Genomic DNA, 21,373 nt, shown 5'->3' with positions numbered 1-21,373 from the left:
TTATGATCCCCAGCAGTCATGGCGATTGGCCGCGCGATAACCGGTCTGATCGAGGGTCAGAGTGCCGCACTCATCCTGTTGTCGCGTCGTTGGAATAGCTTTGAGCAGGTAGTCGCCAGCATCTTGCTGGCTGTAGCTGAACTGGTAGAAATCAGTGTTGGAAGGGGTAGCAAACGTATCGGGATAACGGCCCTGTTGGGTATAGATACGTTCGAGGGCGAGCGCCTGCTCCAGCAATTGCTGCTGCGCTTCGTAACGACGTCCCTGTTGCAGATAACCCTGATACGCTGGCAACGCGATGGCCGCGAGAATGCTGACAACCGTCATGGCGATCAACAACTCGATCAGACTAAACCCCCGGCAATGGGGCCATGCCTTACAGTCGTTCACTTATCATCCTTGGCAAGTGTTGTTGTTATTGGTCGGCCTAAGGCCGCAGATGTGATGACTTAATAATCATCAAAAATTAACTGACTCGATTGAACAACACAAAATCACCACACTCAATGTAAAAAAGATAGTTATGTGATCTGTTATTAATTTTTAAGCAGTTTTCGCCGCAACTAATCTCGCTAAGCAAATAAAGCTAAGCCAATCGTGCCTACGACTCGTCCGTTATGCCCCCTTCTGTCGAGCCGCGATACATGAATAACAGCGTGACGAAGAGTGAAACCCGGCCGTGCAATAAAAGAGCAAAAAAACCTTTGGCCAATTTTTGCTATCCCTGTCCGTTTCTGGCTAGTCACAGCCCCTGAGCCCCCTTACTCTCTTGCCATCTATTCCAGCAAAGCCGCCCACACCATGAATGCAAAGCCCAGCCCAGAGTCGTCACAAGATGAGGTGATCAACACCCTCAGCCGTGAGCAGTGCCATGCCGCACGGCTCGCCCGCGATGCTCGCTTTGATGGCCGCTTCTTTACCGGCGTGCTCTCGACCGGCATCTACTGCCGGCCTGTCTGCCCGGCACGGCCACCGCACGAGCACAATGTGCGCTACTTCCAAAGCGCCGCGGCCGCTGAGCAGTATGGGCTGCGACCCTGCCTGCGCTGCCGCCCTGAGCTGGCCCCCGCCGCCCGTGGCGATCTGCCGGTTGAACTGGCACGTATGCTGGCACGCATCGATCGCGGCGAGCTGGCGGAGGGGACGCTCGCCAAACTGGCCGCTGAGGCCGGGATCAGCGAACGCACGCTACGCCGCCAGTTCGAGCAACATCTCGGCGCCTCACCAAAACAGGTGGAGCAGACGCGCCGCCTGCTGCTCGCGAAACGACTGCTGACTGAGACCCGGCTCCCCATCACTGATATCGCGTTTGCCGCCGGTTTTGCCAGCATCCGCCGCTTCAATGACGCCTGGCTCAACGCCTATGGACTGGCCCCGCGTACCCTTCGCCAGCAGGAAGGTTGTGACGATATGGCCGACCACTGTGCTTCAGGCCAGCGTGGGGCAAGGTTGACGCTGCAACTGCCCTACCGCCCTCCGTATGACGTGGCGGCCATGCTGGCGTTCTATCGGCTGCGGGCGATCCCCAGGCTGGAGCGGGTAGATGACGAGGTGTATGAGCGGCGCTACCGGGTCGGCGATCAGGTCGCGCTGGTGCGCATCGCACAGGGCAAGGGGCACAGCCTGCTGCTCACAGTCCATGATCTGCCGCTCGCCGCGCTGCCGGATCTGCTCTATCGGGTGCGCCGGATGTGGGATCTCGATGCCGACATGCAGCGGATCGGTGATCTGCTCGGTCGGGATCCGCTACTGGCCCGTTTGCAAGCGCGCTGGCCCGGCGTGCGCCTGCCGGGGGGCTGGGACGAGTACGAGGTGATGCTGCGCGCTATCGTCGGCCAGCAGGTGTCGGTCAAGGGAGCCATCACCATACTCGGGCGACTGGTGGCGCGCACTGAGGCGCAATTCGGGGTGGCGCAACTACCGGCCCCCGCCCAGCTGTGCGAACTCGATCTCGACGGCATCGGCATGCCCGGCAGCCGCATTCGCACCCTGCGCGGAGTGGCGCAGGCGCTGGCCAGTGGCGAGCTGCCCCTCACTACAGCCAGTGACGAGCAGTTGCTGGCGCTGCCGGGTATAGGCCCCTGGACGGTCTCTTACTGGCGGCTGCGTTGCGGGCTGGATACCGATGCTTTCCCCGCCTCCGATCTGGTACTGCAAAAGGCACTCGGAGGCGGCACCAAGCTGCCGGTGAAGGAGGTGTTGGCGCAAAGCGCAGCATGGCAGCCGTGGCGCAGCTATGCGGCCAGCTGGCTGTGGCATGCCATGAGTGCAGCGCCCGATTTTCTGATCCATGCCACTAGCAACGAAAACCAGCCGGATAACCAACAACAGGAGATAACCCCATGATCCGCTACGATATCCTGCCGACCCGCTGCGGCGAGCTGCTGGTCGCCATCAATGAATCTGGTCTGGTGCACGTAGACTTTGTGGCGGGCCTGCGGGCACTGCCCGATATGAGTGGCTGGCAGCAAGATCACGGAGCACTGGCCCCCTTCCTCGCCGAATTTGACGCCTATTTTGCCGGTCGCTTGCAGCGCTTCTCCCTGCCCCTTGCCGCCCACGGCACCGCCTTTCAGCAAGCGGTATGGCAAGCGCTGTGTGACATCCCCTACGGCGAGACCCGCAGCTACAGCGATATTGCCCGCGCCATCGACAAACCCGATGCGGTGCGGGCAGTGGGCGCGGCGAACGGCCGCAATCCGCTCTCAATCATCGTTCCCTGCCATCGGGTGATCGGCCAAAACGGCAGCCTGACAGGCTATGCGGGGGGATTGGAGATTAAAAAAGCACTGCTGGCGCTGGAGAGGGGCAATTAAAGGAAGGTGGGTAGAGAACCTGCGATATAAAATTGCCCCTTTCCGGATGGAGAAAGGGGCTAATTGATCAGCGTTTCAGGCTACCCATCACATGCATTTCGCAGCGGTTACAGTCAAAACGCAGGCGGAAGGTGTCTTTACCCATCTTGAGCTCCAGCGGCTCGGCCTTGAGACCGGGCACCTCGTTCGGGCAGAGGTTCTGGCTATAGCGGATGCAATGCTTGGTGATCATCAGCACCACTTCCCGCTCCTCCTTGTTCGCCTCATAGGCGGGAGCAATCCGCTCCACCCCGTGTTCGCGGAAGAACTGCTCGGCCGCGCTGTTCAGCACATTGCCAAGGTAGGAGAGACGGTGCTGGGGATAGTTGATATCCCGCAGGGCAATGCGTCGCTCGGGGCGCTGGTAGCTCGCCACGCGTGCGACCTCCAGCGCGGCGATGCCATCCCGGCGCAAACCGTTGAGCTGTGATGCAGCGATAAATAGCGGGTGAGTGAATGCCAACTCAATCTTGCGCGCCACAAACAGGGTATTGCCGAGTTTGCCAAGTTGATCCCGCACCTGCTGCAACGCCCGCTCCGGGTTGTCGGCAGGCTGTTTGTCGCAAGGCAGGGTCACCGCGGCACTAATGCCCTGCTCGTCGGTGAGCGTGAGGCTCACGCCCTCATCGCACTCAGCCAGCACCATATCGACCCGGATGCGGCGATCCGCGCTCGCCTTCTCCAGCATCTTGCTGAAAGCCTGATCGTGGTTGCGGTAGATTTCGGTCCCCACCTTAAGCCCTGGCATGCGTTCTGACAGGAGTAACTGCTTACCTTCTACCTTGTTGAGGCGCATACCCACCAGCTCGTTATTCGGCTTGAAGAAGCCCAAACCGTCGCCGTTGTTGAGGGGGACCTGTTTGCCATCGATCTCTATACCGTCCCGGGTCACCCTGGTGACACGCCCCAGCGGTTCGCCCACATATTTCGGGCTTTTGGTGGAGTCGACCCCCTGCTGGCGGCCATGGAGGAAGTAGTCGGTGCTGCCGCGGTTGAAGCTCTTCTTGGGGTCAGGCGTGAAGCTGTAGCTGCAACGACCCGCAGAGGCGGCCACCAGATCGGAGCGGCTATCCAGAATGGCGTCCAGCTTCTGGCGATACCAGGCGGTAACGTTCTTGACGTAGTCGAGCCCCTTGAGGCGCCCTTCAATCTTGAAGGAGCGGATCCCCGCCTCGATCAACGCCTCCAGGTTGTCGGTCTGATCCATGTCCTTGAGGGACAACAGGTGGCTGTCGGCCACCAGCACTTCACCGTCCGGCTTTTGCAGCGAGCAGGGCAGACGGCAGAGCTGGGCACACTCGCCACGGTTGGCGCTACGGCCGGTACGGGCATGGCTGATATTGCACTGGCCACTGTAGGAGACGCAGAGCGCGCCGTGGATAAAGAACTCCAGCTGCACATTGGTCGCTGCACTGATCTCGCGGATCTGCGCAAGAGACAATTCGCGCGCCAGCACCACCTGAGAGAAACCCACATCCTGCAGAAACTTCACCTTCTCCGGCGTGCGGTTGTCGGTCTGGGTACTGGCATGGAGCGCGATGGGAGGCAAATCCAGCGCCAGCAGCCCCATATCCTGCACGATGAGCGCATCTGCTCCTGCTTCATAGATTTGGTGGGTCAGCCGCCGGGCCTGCTCCAGCTCATGATCGTGCAGCAGGGTGTTGAAGGCGACAAAGACCTGGGCGCCGAAACGGTGGGCGTGGCGCGCCAGCGCCTCGATATCCTCGATGGAGTTGCCCGCCGCACTGCGGGCGCCAAAGGCCGGCCCCCCCATGTAGACGGCATCGGCACCATGGTTGATGGCTTCGATGCCGTAGGCGAGGTTCTTGGCCGGAGCCAGCAGCTCCAACCGGTTGTTGTGGCTTAACGGGTGCTTGTTCTGGTGCATGGTCTCGGGATCAGGGCGGACAGCAAATGGGCGCTACTCTAGCCCATTCACCACCCGCGTGCCTTGATCCCGCTTAAGGTATCCGCAAAATGCAGGATTAGATAACCACCTTGAGTGCCAGCCCGAGCAGCACCAAGCCGCTCACCTTATCGATCACAAAGGATTTGGCTTTAAGCCACGCCAGTACAGGCCCACGAGAGAGCACCAGCGCCACCAGCACGTACCAGACGGCATCGATCCCGCCCGCGGTGAGCATCATGATGCCCCCTTCGCTCCAGCCGGTATCGGCTCGCACAAACTGGCTGAACAGGGCGATGAAGAACACCGCCAGCTGGGGGTTGAGGAAGGCCACCATAAAGCCTTCAAAGGCCCCCTGCCGCCCACGCAACTGATGCACCTCTTCATTCCCTTCGTCACTGGCTGGTTTTGCCAGCAGGGCTTTCACCCCGAGCCAGGCAAGAAATGCGGCGCCGCCGTAGCGGATCAGATCAAACAGGATCGGGGTCTGGGTGATCAAAATTGAGAGGCCGAGCGCCGTGACCAGCGCATAGATACCAACCCCGAGGCCGTGTCCGAGCGCGGTGGCGACGCCGTGCCCTTGCCCGCCCTGCACCGTGTTGCGGATGATCAGCGCCAGACTCGGCCCCGGGCTGATGGCGCCAATCACGCAGATTGCGGCCAGTGCCAGCCAACTCGTCAGTTCCATGCATTTCCTCTTTATATGCTCGATATGATGACCTGCATTCAGGGTACGGGCTGAGCCATTATGCCAGTAGTGAAAGTTATGAATAGATTCCATAACCAATGGCTATGGCACCACACAACTGACCGGGGCTAACCGCGGAGATCGAGCAGCTTGCGACTCTCGCCGACGGTACGTTGCAGGTGATCCCGCAGGAATGGGTAGGCCAGCTCGCGAAACCAGCGGTGGGCCGGATCCTGATGGTGGCGCTGGTGCCACAGCAGATGATACTGCTGGTCGCGGGTCGCAAAGGGCAGATCGACAAAGGTGAGCTCAAGGCCGCAGGAAAGCTGCCAGGCGATATGAGCCGGGGTGGTCATCAGGCAATCGGTGCGCAGCAACACCTCCACTGCCGCCTGAAAGAAGGGGACTCTGGCAAACCAGCGCCGACTCAGTCCCTGCGGCGCCAATACCTGCTCCACCGGGCTGTCCTTGTCACCACCGCCACTCACCTGCAGGTGAGGCCAGGCGAGATAGTCATCGAGACTCAGCGCCTTGCCTGCCAGCGGATGGTGACATCCCATCAGCACCGCCAGCCGATCTTCCCCCTGATGCAGACCACGGATCTGCTCCGGTACCTGCTCGGTGATGGTAGAGACCAGATCCAGCTCCGACTGCCACAACTGCGGCAGCTGACGCTTGTCCCACAGGCTGTACTCCAGCGCCGCCAACGGCGCCTCTTTGGCGAGCGCGGCGCAGATATCAGGCAGGATATGCTGGGCCACATAATCGGAGGAGGCGAGCCGAAATACCCGCTCGCAGCGGCTCGGGTCAAACCCGGGCGCCTCGTAGAGCCGCTCCAGCGCACCGAGAGAATCCGCCAGTTGAGCGGCCAGCGCTTCGGCCCGTGGCGTCAGCAGCCAGCGTTGCCCCTCCCGAACCAGCAACTCGTCATCAAACTCGCTGCGCAACTGGCCAAGCTGCTTGCTGATGGAGGGCTGACTCAGGTGCAGCAGCTCGGCGGCGCGGCTGATATTGCGGGTCTCCAGCAGCACCTTGAGGGTCGGCAACAAGTTGAGATTGGCTCTGAGCAAGGAGATACCCTCATCGGTGGCGAAATGCCTATCTTAGGACAGAGGAGTCCCGCGTTTTAAGCAAAATTTCCTGCCATGTTCAGCGCGTTGCAGCCCTTTGCGACCAGATGGCGCAGCCGCTCGCCCTACACATAACCATGACCACAAGATGACAGTGGTTGTCTCGTACGGCATAATTGCACGATTTTCCGCCCGCGGGCGATCCACTTTGAGAAGCGGTAACAAGATGAAATACGCCAATATCACCGGCTGGGGCAAATGCCTGCCTCCCTCCGTGCTGACCAACGATGACCTCAGCACCATCATGGATACGTCAGACGAGTGGATCTATCCGCGCACCGGCATCAAGGCCCGCCGGATCTCCCATGTCAGCACCTCGGATCTCGCCACCCTGGCCGGTCGCCGCGCGCTGGCTTGTGCCGGTCTGGAAGCGAGCGATCTCGATGGCATCATCCTGGCCACCGCCACCCCGGACAACCTGCTGCCAAGCGCCGCCTCTGCGGTGCAGAAGAAGCTGGGCGCCGTCAATGCAGCCGTGTTTGACCTCAACGCGGCCTGCACCGGTTTCGTCTATTCCCTCTCCGTCGCGACCTCGCTGGTGCAGACCGGCATGATGAAGAAGGTGCTGGTGATCGGCGCTGAGCGCCTCACCTACCTGCTGGACTGGGCGCGCCGCGATACTGCCGTGCTGTTTGGCGATGGTGCCGGTGCCGTGGTAATCGAGGCGAGCGAGCAGGAGTGTGGCCTGATCGCCAACAAGCTCGGCTGCGACAGCGAAGCGCGGGAGATCCTGCACGTACCGAACTTCGGTACTGATAGGGTGCGTTTTGCCGACATCGATGGTCTGTTCACCTTCAACTTCGAAGGGCCGGAGATCTTCAAACGCGCCGTGCGCGGCATGGGGGAAGCCACCAGCACTGTGCTGGCGCAGGCCGGTATTGCGCCGGAGCAGGTCGACCTGATCGTGCCGCACCAGGCCAATATCCGCATCATCGAGACCCTCGCCAAACGGATGAATGCGCCGATGGAGAAGGTGATGGTCAACATCGAAAACTACGGCAACACCTCCGCCGCCACTGTGCCCATCGCCCTTTGCGAAGCTCTGGAGCAGGGCCGCGTCAAGCCGAACTCCTATCTGCTGACCGCCGCTTTCGGTGCCGGCCTGACCTGGGGGGCCGCCATCATCAAGTGGGGCGATCGCGTCACCCCCATCAAGGCGTGCGATGCCGAACTGCCCCCGTGCGACAAGAGCGCACTGGAGCTCATCGCCCACGCCGTGGAAGGTTGCCAGAAGGCTCACGCCAACGAGGCTTGATCCTCATCAGGAGCCTGAATCCTCAGGCTCCCTCTCTCCTTTTCATCCCCACCAAGCTCTGCCCCCCACTTCGCAAGCCGCTTGATACGGCAATCGCTGATACAAACAACTCCGATTTGCAGCCAATTAATTTTTTTCCGCTAACCTTATTGTGCCAACTATAAATAAAGAAAAGAGCGTCAAGGGGCACCATGACTGTTTCGGTCCCGCGCCTTTACCTCTTACCAAATAATTGCACAGGGATAAGCTACGTATGGCACAACACAAAAGTGGCGTGAACACACCGCTTTGGGAACCGGTTTGCTGGATTTGCTGCATCGGGCTTGCTCTGCTGAGCTGCCTGTTGCTGCAGCTTGCCGATGCGCTGTCACCTCTCTACCTGCTGCTCAATGTGCTAGTTGGTATTGCCGCCGCGCTCTGGACATCGAGCCACTTCCACCAGCACACACTCCGACATCGTGCAGGAGAGGAACAAACCGTCGCGACCGATCCTCTCGCCCACTCCATCATCGGGCTCGAACAGGTGTGCGAGAAGGCTCTACCTATCTGGTCCCAGCAAATTGAAAGCTCTCGTCAACAAACCGAAGCCGCGATGATTGACCTGACTCAACGCTTCAGCGGCTTGGCCAACAAGCTGGAAGAAGCAGTCAATGCTTCTCATCTGGCAGCCGGAGAATTGGGTGATGCCAATTCCCGTGGCATGGCAGGAGTCTTGAGCGAGAGCCAGCAGCAGCTCAATGAAGTGGTTGCCATCCTGCATTCCGCCCAGGCTAATCGGGACGCCATGCTGGGTGAGATAAAAAGCCTGACCACCTACACCATAGAGCTCAACACCATGGCCATGGATGTGGCCAAAATCGCCTCCCAGACCAACCTGCTGGCCCTCAACGCCGCCATTGAAGCGGCTCGTGCAGGGGAAGCAGGCCGTGGCTTTGCTGTGGTCGCGGATGAAGTGCGCAACCTCTCCCGCCTCTCTAGCGAAACCGCCCAGAAGATGACCGACAAGGTAGACACCATCAATACTGCTATCGGCCGCGCATTCCAGATTGCCGAAAATGCTGCCGCACGGGATCACGCCTCGGCGCTCAACTCGGAGCAGACAATCGAACAGGTACTGGCCCGTTTTCGCCATGCCACTGACAGCCTGGCGGAATCCGCCTCCCTGCTGCAAAACGAGAGCACCGATATCCATCGCGAAATCTCCAGCGTCATTGTCTCGCTGCAATTTCAAGACAGGGTCAGCCAGATCCTCAGCCACGTCAGACAAAACATGGAGAGCCTCTCCAGCCATCTGGTTGCTTCGGAGCAGAGCAGCAATGCGACAGGGCCAATCCAGATCGATGCCAATCGCTGGCTGGCAGAGATGGAACTCTCATACGCCACCGACGAACAGCGCAATATTCACCATGGTCGCACCACCCGTTCTGTCAACGCGCAACCAAGCAGCGCCGACATCACATTTTTCTAGGAGAGATATGGGCAAAACGATCCTGATCGTGGATGACTCGGCAACTATTCGCCAAGTCGTGGGCATGACCCTCAAGGGCGCCGGTTATGAGGTCATGGAAGCCTCTGACGGCAAAGATGCGCTCAACAAACTAGATGGCAAGAAGATCAACCTGATCATCAGTGACGTCAATATGCCGAACATGGATGGCATCACCTTCGTCAAAGAGGCCAAAAAGCTGGCCAACTACAAATTTACCCCTGTCATCATGCTGACCACCGAGTCTCAGGACAGCAAGAAGCAGGAGGGACAAGCCGCGGGAGCCAAAGCCTGGGTGGTCAAACCCTTCCAGCCCGAACAGATGCTGGCCGCAGTCGCCAAGCTCATCATGCCGTGATCCGGAGCGCATCATGCAACTACAGAGTGAGCTACTCGACAACAAGGTAGTGGTGACCATGCCGGACGAGATCACCATTTATACAGTCAGCGAGCTGAAAGATGCCCTCTCGCCCTTATTGCATCAGGGGAACGAACTGGAGCTGAATTTGGCGGCGGTATCCGAGATAGACAGCGCAGGGCTGCAATTGCTGCTGGCCGCGAAGAAAACCGCTCTGCAGCAAGGCTCCTCCCTGGCGCTGGTCTGGCACAGCCATGTTGTGCTTGAACTACTGGAGCTCTGCCAACTCTCGGCCTTTTTTGGCGACCCCACCCTCATCACCCATGGCGAACGGCCCTGAGCTACCATGACAAGGAGTCACCGTGAGCATCGATCTTGATCAGGCTTTACAAACCTATATCGCCGAGGCACGCGAGTTGCTTGAAGAGATGGAGTCAGCCCTTCTATCACTGGAATCTGACCCTGACAATAGCGAGCTGATTGGTGCCATCTTCCGTGCTGCTCATACCATCAAAGGGTCGGCTGGCCTGTTTGGTCTGCAACCCATCGTCGGGTTTACCCATATCGTCGAGGATCTGCTAGACCAGATCCGCAATCAGCAGCTCACCGTCACCTCTCCTCTGATCAAGGATCTGCTGGAGAGCTGTGACCATATCCAGACGCTCATCAGTGTCGTTGCAGAACAGGGCAGCACGTTAAGCGAGGGCGATGCCAACCAGGATGAACGGCTGAGGCTCACCCTCACCCGTCATCAGTGCGTCCCCCATGCCACGCTGCCAGATACTGTACATACGCCGGAACCCAAGATCGAAAAAGAGGGAGGGATTACCAGCTCCGCCTCCCTGTGGCATATCTCACTGCGTTTTGGTCCCGATGTACTGCGCAATGGCATGGATCCGGCCGCATTTCTGCGCTATCTCGGCACACTAGGAACCATATGCTCGGTGGAGACCATCCATCAGGCGCTACCGGATTGGGAACAGTTCGATCCGGAGAATTGCTACCTCGGCTACGAGATAGACTTCGACTCGCAGGCAGACAAGACGGCCATCAGCGATGTCTTTGAATTTGTCAGAGATGACTGTCAGATCACCATCTTGCCGCCCCACAGCAAGATCGCCGAGTTCATCAACCTGATCGAGTCGCTACCGGAAGATAGCACCATGCTGGGCCAGTTGTTGGTCAACACCGGCGCCCTCACCGCAGAGGAGTTAGCCAGCGGTCTGCAGGCACAACAAGCGACCTCGGCAGAACAAGCGCCCAAACTCGGGGAGATCCTGATTGCGCAGGGTGCTGTCAACGAAGCCGTCGTCGATGCCGCCCTGAAAAAACAGAACCAGACCAAGGAGAGCAAGAGCAAAGAGGGCCGTTACGTCAGGGTGCATGCCGACAAGCTGGACGATCTAATCAATCTAGTCGGGGAGTTGGTAGTCGCCAGTTCAGGAGCCAATCTGCTGGCCCAACGCACCCGCGAAAGCCAACTGCAGGAAGCCACCTCGGTCATTGCCATGCTGGTGGAAGAGATCCGCGACAGTGCACTGCGCCTGCGAATGGTGCCTATCGGCGATACCTTCAACCGCTTCCAGCGGGTGGTGCGCGATGTCAGTCAGGAACTGAACAAGGATATCACTCTGGTGATCTCCGGAGCCGAGACCGAACTGGACAAATCGGTGGTAGAGAAGATCGGCGATCCGCTGATGCATCTGGTCAGAAACTCGATGGATCACGGCATCGAATCGGCAGAGCAACGGCTGCTGGCAGGCAAATCCCCCCGTGGCACCCTGAATCTTAATGCCTATCACGACTCCAACAGTATCGTCATCGAAATTCGGGATGATGGAGCTGGTCTCAACAAAGCCAGGATCCAGCAAAAAGCCATCGAGCGCGGTCTGATCAGCCCAACCACCACGCTGACTGATCAGGAGATATACAACCTGATCTTCGAGCCGGGATTCTCTACCGCCGAGGCGATAACCAACCTCTCCGGTCGCGGGGTGGGCATGGATGTCGTCAAACGTAACATCACTGCCCTGCGCGGCACGGTCGATCTGGACAGCATCCCGGGAAAAGGAACCCGCGTGCAGATCCGCCTGCCGCTTACCCTTGCCATCATCGACGGCTTCCTGGTGCGAGTCTGCGATACCCACTACGTCATTCCCCTCGATATGGTGATCGAGTGCGTTGAATTGACCCAGAGTGCACTGGCCGATACCCAAGGTCGTAATTACATCAATTTGCGTGGCGAGGTGCTGCCCTTTATCCGCCTGCAACACTACTTCGATACCAATGGCAGCAAGGGGCGGCGCGAGAACATTGTCGTGGTCAGCCACGCAGGCAAAAAATCCGGACTGGTGGTGGATGAACTGCTGGGAGAATTCCAGACCGTCATCAAACCGTTGGGAAAATTGTTCCAGCGCCTGCAGGGCATCAGTGGCTCAACCATTCTGGGGGGGGGAGAGGTCGCCCTGATCCTCGACATTCCTTCGCTGATCCAGCACGCAATAACTCAGGAATCCTATCAGCTCAACAGGTTGACAGTGTCGCGCAACCTGCCTCAATCCAGCATCAACTGAGGGGACCATCATGTTAAAAAATTCCACCATCAAATTGCGTCTTATTGTACTGCTCTGCATGCTCTGCCTGCTGCTGCTGGCCGTTGGCAGCCTCGGGTTATACAACATGCAGAGCAGTAATACCGGGTTGCAGCGCGTTTACAACGACAGGGTGGTTCCCCTCAAGCAGCTGAAGACCATCTCCGACAGCTATGCCGTCTCGATCATCGACAACCTCAACAAGGCCAATGCGGGGCTGATCCCGGCAGAAGAGGCTTTGAAGCAGATACAACAGGCCCAGCAGACAATCAAAAACGAGTGGCATCACTACCAGTCCACCACCCTCACACCGGATGAACAACGCTTGTCAGCCGAGGCGACAACCCTGTTCAACGCGGCCGATACCGATATTGGCAAGCTGGAGAAATACCTCGCCACCCAGCACGGCATGATTACTGGCATGCTGAACACTTTTGACGGTGCCCTCTATGGCTCCATCGACCCGATAGGCAACAAAATCACCGAGCTGGTCAACCTGCAGCTCAATGTGGCCAAGTCGGAATATACCGCAGCGCAATCCTGGTATGACGTCATGCTGCTAACCATGGCGGTGGTTATCGCGGTCGGCATCGCACTCGCAGCCTGGTTTGGCACCTTGCTGATCAAAAGCATCATCACCCCCATCGAACAGGCTCTGCGCGTGGCCAATAGTCTGGCCGATGGCAATCTGGATGTATCGATCCAGATAGAGTCCAACGATGAAGCGGGTCAGCTCTTGATGGCGATGGATAACATGGTCAAGAAACTCGGGGCCTTGATCACGGATATCGAGACGCTGGTCACCGCCGCTGTCGAACAGGGCGACTTCAGCCACAAGATTGCGCTGGAGGATCGTCAGGGCTACATCAAGCGGGTATCAGAGCTGCTGAATCGCCTCTCCCATGTGACAGATACCAGCCTGGAAGATGTGATGCGCATCGCCACCGCACTCTCCAAGGGTGATCTGACCCAACGGATCGATGAGCCCTACCCAGGTATTTTCGGCCAGACCAAAGACGGCCTCAACCGGACCATCACTGAGCTGACCAATATCATCGAAGAGGTACGCAACGCCGCCGACAACCTGACCAATGCCTCCAATCAGGTGAGCAACACGGCGCAGGCATTGAGCCAAGCCACCAGCGAGCAAGCGGCCAGCGTTGAAGAGACCAGCGCCTCTATCGAGCAGATGAGCGCCAGCATCAATCAGAACACCGAGAACGCCAAGATCACCGACAGCATGGCCAGCAACTCGGTGTTGGAGGCCACCGAAGGGGGCCAATCCGTTCAACAGACGGTGACCGCCATGCAGCAAATCGCCAAGAAAGTCAGCATCATCGACGACATTGCCTACCAGACCAACCTGCTTGCCCTCAACGCCGCCATCGAGGCGGCTCGCGCCGGAGAGCATGGCAAAGGCTTCGCGGTGGTTGCTGCCGAGGTGAGAAAACTGGCAGAACGCAGCCAGATCGCTGCGCAGGAGATTGGCGAGCTCTCCTCCGACAGCGTCAGCAAGGCAGAGAGGGCTGGCAACCTGCTGGAGAGGATCGTCCCCTCCATTCGCAAAACCTCTGATCTGGTACAAGAGATCAATGCCGCCTCAGGTGAACAGGCCAGCGCAGCCAACCAGATTAGTCTGGCCATGAACCAGCTTAATCAAGTGACACAGCAGAATGCGGCCAGTAGCGAGGAGCTGGCGGCCACGGCCGAAGAGATGAGCTCGCAAGCCAGCGAACTGCAGCAAACCATGGCCTTTTTTGCTCTGGAGAAAAGTGCGCAGCTCAACACCAGGCCCAATGAAACCGGCCACAAGGGCATGCCTCCCAGAGGCAGTTTCATCGCCCCCCCACAACGGGCCAGCCAGCCCAATCAACCATCATCCCATTCCATTGATGACGCGGATTTTGTCCGCTTTTAACCGGAGGCGACCATGCATACATCCACCGACATCACGGTGCCATCAGCGGCCGCTGACGAGAGCAGTGGCGATGCCCAGTACCTGACATTTCTGATCAACAACGAGATGTTCGCCATCAATATTCTGGGGGTCAAAGAGATCATCGAATACGGCAATATCACTCCGGTTCCGATGATGCCGGGTTTTATTCGCGGCGTAATCAACCTCAGAGGAGCGGTAGTGTCGGTCGTAGACTTGAATGCCCGCTTTGGCAATGCACCTTCGGTCATCACTCGCCGCAGTTGCATCGTCATTATTGAGGGGGTGGCCCCACAGGGCGATGAACCTGTAGGTCAGGATATTGGCGTTGTGGTGGATTCCGTATCGGAAGTACTGGGTATCCCACAAGCAGATATCGAACCCCCACCCAGTTTTGGTGCCCGCATCCGGGCCGATTTCATCAGCGGCATGGGCAAGGTCAACGGCAAATTTGTCATCCTCATCGATACCGGGAAAGTGTTGTCACTCGATGAGATGGCTCAACTCAACGAACTGGCCCAGCCACAGGCAAGGTTGCCACAAGGCAGCCTGCAACCCTCCTGAACAGGCCTCCATACTCCACGACATGCAGCATAAGGAAACGCTCATGACCCAATCACTCTTAGGAAAACTCTTCGGAGACAATGCCACCGAAGTGAGGCAGCGGACCCAGTTACTCGACGCAATTGGCCAGCTGCAACACGCAGTCCTGGCAGAGCAGGTTCCAGCACAACTCGATCTTTCCGGTATGGACAGTCCCTTTCGTGAAGTAGGACATGCCATCAACGAGGTGGTCACCTTGCTCAGCGACAAGCTGGAACAGAGCCGCAACGACATTAAAAAGAACCAGGTACTGCTCCATGAGAACCAATTGGTTCGCAAAGCCCTCGACTGCGCCAGCACCAACGTGATGATTGCCGATACCAACCTCGACATTATCTATATGAACGAGGCTGTGACCGGCATGCTCAATCAGGCTGAGACCGACATCAAGAAAGAGCTCTACAGCTTCAACGCCAATCAGCTGATGGGCGCCAACATCGACAGCTTTCATAAAAATCCCGGCCATCAGCGCGCCATGCTGGCCAAACTCAACAGCACCTACCGCACCCAGATACAGCTGGGGGGGCGCACCTTCTCCCTGATCGCCAATCCGGTCTTCAACGATACCGGAGAACGGTTGGGATCCGTGGTCGAATGGGCCGACAGAACCAAGGAGGTAATGATAGAGAAAGAGATGTCCGACATTGTGCAGGCTGTTATCAATGGCGAGCTGCACCGCAGGATGGAACTTGCTGGCAAGAGCGGCTTCTTTCAGGCGATGGGAGAAGGGATCAACCAGATTGCCGAAGTGATCGACAGCACACTCAACGACGTCATCCGGGTCGTGCAATGTCTGGCAAAAGGTGATCTGACTCAACAGATTGAGGCGGACTACCCCGGTGTGTTTGGCACCACCAAGGATGCGCTCAACAAGACCATCGCTTCGCTCACCAACATCGTCACCGAAGTACGCGGCGCCTCTGACAACCTCTCCAGTGCCGCCGAGCAGGTAAGCGCGACCGCCCAGTCGATCAGCCAATCCAGCAGTGAACAAGCCTCCAGCATGGAGGAGACCAGCGCTTCCATCGAGCAAATGAGCGCCAGCATCAACCAGAATACCGACAATGCCCAGGTCACCGATGGCATGGCCAGCAAGGCAGCCAAAGAGGCCGTAGAGGGAGGAGAAGCGGTCAAACTGACAGTGGATGCCATGAAGCAGATCGCCAGACGGATTGGCATCATCGATGACATCGCCTACCAGACTAATCTGCTGGCTCTCAACGCAGCTATCGAAGCGGCGCGGGCAGGCGATCACGGCAAAGGCTTTGCCGTAGTGGCGGCGGAGGTGCGCAAACTGGCCGAACGCAGCCAGGTGGCAGCACAGGAGATTGGTGAGCTGGCCTCCAGCAGTGTCGAGATGGCGGAAAAAGCAGGTCGCCTGCTCGATCAGATGGTTCCTTCAATCAACAAAACCTCGGATCTGGTGCAGGAGATCAGTGCCGCTTCGGTAGAGCAATCCACCGGTGTCAGCCAAATCAATCAGGCCATGAACCAGTTGAGTCAGGTTACCCAGCAGAATGCCTCTTGCAGCGAAGAGCTGGCTGCCACAGCAGAAGAGATGAGCAGCCAGGCTGAACAGCTGCAGCTGGCCATGGAGTTCTTTACCCTCGAGGTCCACGCCAAAGAAGGTAAAGCAGCCACCTCGCATCTTCACCCCAATACCCGAGGTCGCTTCATGAACGAGAGCAATGCCAACAGTCGGGAACGAGCCGCCACAGTCCAACGCCCCATCGGCGATGGCGATTTTGTCCGGTTCTAGTCACGGGAGAGGCGTTGCCTCTCCCATCTCCGACACCACAGGTAGAGGGACTGTTTTTTGTATCAAACCCAGCTGCATGATGATGAGTTCTCCCGTTTCCAACGCTGGCTTCATCAAACGGCGGGGATAGAGCTGTCTCCGGCCAAAAAGGCGCTGGTAGCCAGCCGCTTGGCTAAGCGACTCTGCCACTATGAGCTGGATAGTTATGACGACTACTTCCAGCTCATCATGAACGATCGCAGCAGCGAACTGCAGCTGGCGCTCGATCTGCTGACCACCAACGAAACCTACTTTTTCAGGGAGCCCAAACACTTCGAGTTTCTGACGCGGGAGATAGTCTCAGCGCTCCCGCCCGAGCAATCGCTGCGGGTCTGGAGCGCTGCCAGCTCATCCGGCGAGGAGCCCTACAGTCTGGCCATGACCCTCGCGGAAAAACGCAGCACCTTCAACTGGGAGATCCTGGCCTCCGATATCTCGTCCCGGGTGCTGGAACAGGCGATGAGCGGGCGCTACCCCATCGAGCGGGCGCAAAATATTCCACTGCCCTTTTTGATGAAATATTGCCTCAAGGGTGTGGGCCTGCAGGAGGGCATCTTCATCATCGATCGCAAGTTGCGGGACAAGGTGCAGTTCATGCAGATCAACCTCAATCAGGATCTGCCGGACATCGGCATGTTTGACGTCATCTTCATCAGAAACGTGATGATCTACTTCAACAAGGAGACCAAAGGGCAAGTATTGCAGCGGCTGGTACCCAGACTCAAACCCGGTGGCTACCTGCTGGTGAGCCACGCCGAGAGCCTGCATGGCCTGCACCACGGCCTGCAGCTTGTCTCTCCTTCCATATATCAGAAGAGATAAGTCATGACTCGGGAGGTGATCCTGCAACCGGGAGAACTCTTTTTTGGCAAGGAGGATGTGGTGGTCAGAACCGTACTGGGCTCCTGTATTGCCATCACCTTGTGGCATCCGGAGCAGAAACAGGGAGGAATGTGTCACTACATGCTTCCAAGTCGGCGCAATCCCTCTGCCAAGCTGGATGGGCGCTATGCCGACGAGGCCCTCGCCTTGCTGCTGCAAGCGGCCAGTCACTATCCCGCCCCCATCCATGAATATGAGGCCAAGTTGTTCGGGGGGGGCAACATGTTTACCGAGCCTCAATACGCACAGAGCGACAACAATGTCGCCACCAAAAATATTCAGGCAGCTTGGCAGCTGACCCGACACCTTGGCCTTGATATCAAAGCCCATCATCTTGGCCATAGCGGCCACCGAAGCTTGCTCTTTGAGCTCAGCAACGGCAGTGTCTGGCTCCGCCATCATCGTCTGCCACATCAACGGGAGTCGCGAGAATGAAGCAGATCCGGGTCATGCTGGTGGATGATTCCGCCGTGGTCAGACAGGTATTGCAAGCGGTGCTGGAGCAGGAACCTGATATCCGGGTGATAGCCACGGCATCGGATCCCCTGTTTGCCCAGGAAAAACTGAAGAAAGAGTGGCCTGACGTCATCGTGCTCGATGTGGAGATGCCCCGTATGGATGGCATCACTTTTCTCTCCAAGATCATGGCAGAGCATCCAACCCCGGTGGTGATCTGCTCCTCCCTCACCGAAAAAGGGGCCGAGACCACCCTGCAGGCAATGGCTGCCGGCGCGGTGGACATCATCACCAAACCGACCATGGGGATAAAAAGCTTTCTGCAAGAATCTGCCCACGACCTGGCCATGGCGGTACGTGCTGCGGCCCAGGCCAACCTCAAACGCGTGGGCAAGCCCTCATCTGTGCCGGTCAGCACCAAACTCAACGCGGATGCCATGCTGGCGCCCAACCAGCACGCCATGGCACAAACCACCGAGCGGCTCATCGCCATCGGCACCTCGACTGGCGGCACCCAGGCGCTAGAAGCCGTGCTGACTGCCTTGCCCCGGGTCAGCCCCGGCATTGTCATCGTGCAGCACATGCCGGAAAAATTTACCGCCATGTTTGCCGAGCGGTTGAACGGGGTCTGCCAGATAGAAGTGCGGGAGGCGAGGAACAATGACCGGGTGATCCCGGGGCTGGCGCTGATAGCCCCCGGAGGCAAGCATATGCTGCTCAAGCGCAGCGGTGCCTACTATCACGTCGAGGTGGTCGACGGGCCTCTTATCAACCGCCATCGCCCCTCGGTAGATGTGCTGTTTCGCTCCGTCGCCAAATATGCCGGCAAGAATGCCACCGGCATCATCATGACCGGCATGGGGGATGACGGTGCCCGGGGATTGCGCGAGATGCTGGATGCGGGTGCCAACACCTATGCCCAGGATGAGGCCTCCTGCGTGGTCTTCGGCATGCCCAAGGAGGCGATCAAGCTGGGAGCTGCCCGCCATGTGCTCCCCTTACAAGAGATGCAATACGCCATCCTCGGCAAGTAATCCCTTATCGCGCGTTTTGACCATAAAAAAGTCCGGCTCCCCAAGGGGAGCCGGACTTTTTACATCAACCGGAACCAATCCGGTATCAGGCGAGCAGATTACTCTGCAGCAGGCGCTTCTTCAGCGGCCGGAGCGGCGTCAGCAGCAGGTGCAGCTGCTTCGGTCGGGGAGTTCGCTTCCTTGATGGAGAGACGTACACGGCCCTGACGGTCCACTTCCAGTACCTTCACCTTGACCACGTCACCGATTGTCAGGTGGTCAGCCACGTTCTGCACGCGAGCGTCGGTGATCTGGGAGATGTGTACCAGACCATCTTTGCCCGGCAGAATGTTGACGAATGCACCGAAATCGGCCAGACGAACAACTTTACCCTCATAGATGCGGTTCACTTCGATCTCGGCGGTGATGGCCTCGATGCGACGGATCGCTTCCATGGCGGCTTCGTTGGCCACAGCGGAGATACGTACAGTGCCGTCATCATCCAGCTCGATGTTGGTGCCGGTCTCTTCGGTCAGCGCTCGGATCACGGAACCACCCTTACCGATCACGTCCTTGATCTTCTCAGGATTGATCTTGATGGTGTGGATACGCGGTGCAAAATCGGAAATCTGGGCACGCGGAGCCTGGATAGCTTCGTCCATCACTTTCAGGATGTGCAGACGAGCGCCACGAGCTTGCTTCAGAGCAATCTCCATGATCTCTTTGGTGATACCTTCGATCTTGATGTCCATCTGCAGCGCGGTCACACCTTCGGTGGTACCGGCTACTTTGAAGTCCATGTCGCCCAGGTGATCTTCGTCACCCAGAATGTCGGACAGCACGACGAAACCTTCTTCTTCCTTCACCAGACCCATGGCGATACCGGCAACGGAGGCCTTGATCGGCACACCGGCATCCATCAGCGCCAGAGAGGAACCACAGACAGACGCCATGGAGGAGGAGCCGTTGGATTCGGTGATTTCAGAGACCACGCGCACCACGTACGGGAACTCGGCGGCGCTCGGCATCACGGCAGCAACGCCGCGCTTGGCCAGACGGCCGTGACCGATTTCACGACGCTTCGGGCTACCCATCATGCCGGTCTCACCGACACAGTATGGCGGGAAGTTGTAGTGCAGCATGAAGCGATCGGCACGGTTGCCGGTCAGCTCGTCGATGTTCTGGGCGTCACGCTCGGTACCCAGAGTGGCGACCACGATGGCCTGAGTTTCACCACGGGTGAACAGGGCAGAGCCGTGAGCACGGGGCAGAATACCGGTACCTACGCTCAGGGCGCGGATCATTTCCGGATCGCGACCATCGATACGCGGCTCACCACGTACTACGCGACCACGAACGATGCGGCTTTCCAGGCTGTGAAACTCTTCGCCGATCTTCTTGGCATCTTCTTCCACGCCGGAAGCGATAACTTGCTCAACCACACGACCCTTGATGGCTGCGATGGTTTCGTAACGGACAGCCTTCTCGGTGATGCGGTAGGCTTCACCCAGTTCGGCGCTCGCCAGCTCGGCAACCTTGGCTTTCAGCGCTTCGTTGACGGCAGGCGGAGTCCAGTCCCACGGCTTGGTGCCGACAGCAGCGGCAAACTCGTTGATCGCATTGATCACGGTCTGCATCTGCTCGTGACCGTACACAACGGCACCCAGCATTACCTCTTCGGAGAGGATGGCCGCTTCGGACTCAACCATCAGCACGGCATTGGCAGTACCGGCAACAACCAGATCCAGATCGCTCTGCGGCAGTTCGGTGGTGGTCGGGTTCAGCACATACTGACCGTTCATGTAACCCACGCGAGCAGCACCGATCGGGCCGCCAAACGGGATACCGGAGATGGCCAGTGCAGCAGAGGCACCGATCATGGCAACGATGTCGGGGGATACGGCCGGATTCACGGACATTACGGTCGCAACGACCTGAACCTCATTGAGGAAGCCTTCCGGGAACAGCGGACGAATAGGACGGTCGATCAGACGGGAGATGAGGGTCTCGCCTTCGCTCGGACGGCCTTCACGACGGAAGAAACCACCCGGGATACGACCAGCAGCATAGGTACGCTCCTGGTAGTTGACGGTCAGCGGGAAGAAATCACGGCCGTGATCGGCCTCTTTCTTGCCGACTACGGTCACAAATACGCAGGTATCGTCCATGCTGACCATAACGGCCGCAGTGGCTTGACGGGCCATCACACCGGTTTCCAGAGTGACGGTGTGTTGACCGTACTGGAATGACTTTACAATAGGATTCACGTGAATTTCCTTTTTACAATTTGGCTCTTTAAATTCGCGCACAAGTATACTTGATTCGATGCAAAAGGTAAGCGGCGACGCAAATTCTGTGAGGTAGGCAACGGCTTGAAGAGCAATAAAAAAGGGGAACCTGACGGTTCCCCTTTTTC

18 protein-coding genes are annotated in these 21,373 nt (G+C 58.2%); 13 read left to right on the top strand and 5 right to left on the bottom strand.

Going from position 1 to position 21,373, the window contains the following annotated elements; translation table 11 throughout:
* Positions 1-390 carry a type IV pilin protein gene (locus tag I6L34_RS15900; RefSeq protein ID WP_005343572.1) on the bottom strand — a complete coding sequence of 130 codons (390 nt, stop codon included), beginning with the start codon at positions 388-390 and terminating at the stop codon, positions 1-3.
* A gap of 411 nt (positions 391-801) precedes the next feature.
* On the opposite strand from I6L34_RS15900, the gene I6L34_RS15895 reads away from it, so the two are divergent.
* Both I6L34_RS15895 and I6L34_RS15890 read left to right on the top strand, forming a co-directional pair.
* Positions 802-2,346 (top strand): AlkA N-terminal domain-containing protein, encoded by a 1,545-nt coding sequence (locus I6L34_RS15895; RefSeq protein ID WP_075115426.1) that lies wholly within the window; start codon positions 802-804, stop codon positions 2,344-2,346.
* Entirely contained in the window at positions 2,343-2,816 is a 474-nt protein-coding gene (locus tag I6L34_RS15890; RefSeq protein ID WP_216954968.1) for a methylated-DNA--[protein]-cysteine S-methyltransferase, read from the top strand. The genes I6L34_RS15895 and I6L34_RS15890 overlap by 4 nt, the downstream gene beginning before the upstream one ends.
* Before the next feature lie 67 nt (positions 2,817-2,883).
* Here I6L34_RS15890 and I6L34_RS15885 read toward each other — a convergent pair whose 3' ends face one another.
* The 3 genes from I6L34_RS15885 to I6L34_RS15875 form a co-directional block, all read right to left on the bottom strand.
* On the bottom strand, positions 2,884-4,743 hold the full coding sequence (locus tag I6L34_RS15885; protein WP_216954967.1) for a U32 family peptidase: 1,860 nt from the start codon (positions 4,741-4,743) through the stop codon (positions 2,884-2,886).
* A gap of 97 nt (positions 4,744-4,840) precedes the next feature.
* Positions 4,841-5,449 (bottom strand): LysE family translocator, encoded by a 609-nt coding sequence (locus I6L34_RS15880; protein ID WP_216954966.1) that lies wholly within the window; start codon positions 5,447-5,449, stop codon positions 4,841-4,843.
* Positions 5,450-5,577: 128 nt separating this feature from the next.
* Positions 5,578-6,519 carry a LysR family transcriptional regulator gene (locus tag I6L34_RS15875; protein ID WP_216954965.1) on the bottom strand — a complete coding sequence of 314 codons (942 nt, stop codon included), beginning with the start codon at positions 6,517-6,519 and terminating at the stop codon, positions 5,578-5,580.
* A 226-nt stretch (positions 6,520-6,745) separates the two neighbouring features.
* Between I6L34_RS15875 and I6L34_RS15870 the strand changes: the two genes are divergently transcribed.
* The 11 genes from I6L34_RS15870 to I6L34_RS15820 all read left to right on the top strand — a co-directional run bounded on the left by I6L34_RS15870 (position 6,746) and on the right by I6L34_RS15820 (position 18,978).
* Complete coding sequence (locus I6L34_RS15870; protein ID WP_021230362.1) at positions 6,746-7,834, top strand: ketoacyl-ACP synthase III; 1,089 nt, start codon at positions 6,746-6,748, stop codon at positions 7,832-7,834.
* Positions 7,835-8,087: 253 nt separating this feature from the next.
* A complete protein-coding gene (locus I6L34_RS21990) occupies positions 8,088-9,302 on the top strand; it encodes a methyl-accepting chemotaxis protein (RefSeq protein ID WP_021230363.1) in 1,215 nt (404 codons plus the stop codon).
* 7 nt (positions 9,303-9,309) lie between these two features.
* The gene (locus I6L34_RS15860; protein WP_005338778.1) at positions 9,310-9,678 is read left to right on the top strand and encodes a response regulator; all 369 of its coding nucleotides are present in this window, start codon (positions 9,310-9,312) and stop codon (positions 9,676-9,678) included.
* 13 nt (positions 9,679-9,691) lie between these two features.
* Entirely contained in the window at positions 9,692-10,018 is a 327-nt protein-coding gene (locus I6L34_RS15855; protein WP_005358513.1) for an STAS domain-containing protein, read from the top strand.
* A gap of 22 nt (positions 10,019-10,040) precedes the next feature.
* A complete protein-coding gene (locus tag I6L34_RS15850; RefSeq protein ID WP_216954964.1) occupies positions 10,041-12,251 on the top strand; it encodes a chemotaxis protein CheA in 2,211 nt (736 codons plus the stop codon).
* A 10-nt stretch (positions 12,252-12,261) separates the two neighbouring features.
* Positions 12,262-14,187: a methyl-accepting chemotaxis protein gene (locus tag I6L34_RS15845; RefSeq protein WP_058059427.1), complete on the top strand. Its 1,926-nt coding sequence runs from the start codon at positions 12,262-12,264 to the stop codon at positions 14,185-14,187.
* Between the two features lie 12 nt (positions 14,188-14,199).
* Complete coding sequence (locus I6L34_RS15840; protein WP_005358506.1) at positions 14,200-14,769, top strand: chemotaxis protein CheW; 570 nt, start codon at positions 14,200-14,202, stop codon at positions 14,767-14,769.
* 43 nt (positions 14,770-14,812) lie between these two features.
* Entirely contained in the window at positions 14,813-16,567 is a 1,755-nt protein-coding gene (locus I6L34_RS15835; protein WP_058059428.1) for a methyl-accepting chemotaxis protein, read from the top strand.
* A 57-nt stretch (positions 16,568-16,624) separates the two neighbouring features.
* A complete protein-coding gene (locus I6L34_RS15830; RefSeq protein WP_005349557.1) occupies positions 16,625-17,428 on the top strand; it encodes a protein-glutamate O-methyltransferase CheR in 804 nt (267 codons plus the stop codon).
* A 3-nt stretch (positions 17,429-17,431) separates the two neighbouring features.
* Positions 17,432-17,923 (top strand): chemoreceptor glutamine deamidase CheD, encoded by a 492-nt coding sequence (gene cheD / locus I6L34_RS15825; RefSeq protein ID WP_058059429.1) that lies wholly within the window; start codon positions 17,432-17,434, stop codon positions 17,921-17,923.
* The gene (locus I6L34_RS15820) at positions 17,920-18,978 is read left to right on the top strand and encodes a chemotaxis response regulator protein-glutamate methylesterase (RefSeq protein ID WP_042080649.1); all 1,059 of its coding nucleotides are present in this window, start codon (positions 17,920-17,922) and stop codon (positions 18,976-18,978) included. Before cheD ends, I6L34_RS15820 begins: the two co-directional genes overlap by 4 nt.
* A gap of 98 nt (positions 18,979-19,076) precedes the next feature.
* On the opposite strand, the gene pnp is transcribed toward I6L34_RS15820, so the two are convergent.
* A complete protein-coding gene (gene pnp, locus I6L34_RS15815) occupies positions 19,077-21,224 on the bottom strand; it encodes a polyribonucleotide nucleotidyltransferase (protein WP_058059430.1) in 2,148 nt (715 codons plus the stop codon).
* Positions 21,225-21,373 lie beyond the last annotated feature (149 nt).

The organism is Aeromonas sp. FDAARGOS 1404, assembly GCF_019047085.1.
GTDB classification, from domain to species: domain Bacteria; phylum Pseudomonadota; class Gammaproteobacteria; order Enterobacterales; family Aeromonadaceae; genus Aeromonas; species Aeromonas veronii.
Note: the sequence above shows the minus strand (reverse complement) of the source record. Positions and strands in the feature narration are given on the sequence as shown.

Excerpts from the sequence above, each read along its gene's own strand:
- I6L34_RS15885 (WP_216954967.1), bottom strand. The coding sequence starts at position 4,743 with ATGCACCAGAACAAGCACCCGTTAAGCCACAACAACCGGTTGGAGCTG.
- I6L34_RS15870 (WP_021230362.1), top strand. The coding sequence starts at position 6,746 with ATGAAATACGCCAATATCACCGGCTGGGGCAAATGCCTGCCTCCCTCC.
- I6L34_RS15890 (WP_216954968.1), top strand. The coding sequence starts at position 2,343 with ATGATCCGCTACGATATCCTGCCGACCCGCTGCGGCGAGCTGCTGGTC.
- cheD (WP_058059429.1), top strand. The coding sequence starts at position 17,432 with ATGACTCGGGAGGTGATCCTGCAACCGGGAGAACTCTTTTTTGGCAAG.
- I6L34_RS15855 (WP_005358513.1), top strand. The coding sequence starts at position 9,692 with ATGCAACTACAGAGTGAGCTACTCGACAACAAGGTAGTGGTGACCATG.
- I6L34_RS15840 (WP_005358506.1), top strand. The coding sequence starts at position 14,200 with ATGCATACATCCACCGACATCACGGTGCCATCAGCGGCCGCTGACGAG.
- I6L34_RS15845 (WP_058059427.1), top strand. The coding sequence starts at position 12,262 with ATGTTAAAAAATTCCACCATCAAATTGCGTCTTATTGTACTGCTCTGC.
- I6L34_RS15895 (WP_075115426.1), top strand. The coding sequence starts at position 802 with ATGAATGCAAAGCCCAGCCCAGAGTCGTCACAAGATGAGGTGATCAAC.
- I6L34_RS21990 (WP_021230363.1), top strand. The coding sequence starts at position 8,088 with ATGGCACAACACAAAAGTGGCGTGAACACACCGCTTTGGGAACCGGTT.
- I6L34_RS15835 (WP_058059428.1), top strand. The coding sequence starts at position 14,813 with ATGACCCAATCACTCTTAGGAAAACTCTTCGGAGACAATGCCACCGAA.
- I6L34_RS15880 (WP_216954966.1), bottom strand. The coding sequence starts at position 5,449 with ATGGAACTGACGAGTTGGCTGGCACTGGCCGCAATCTGCGTGATTGGC.
- I6L34_RS15860 (WP_005338778.1), top strand. The coding sequence starts at position 9,310 with ATGGGCAAAACGATCCTGATCGTGGATGACTCGGCAACTATTCGCCAA.
- I6L34_RS15820 (WP_042080649.1), top strand. The coding sequence starts at position 17,920 with ATGAAGCAGATCCGGGTCATGCTGGTGGATGATTCCGCCGTGGTCAGA.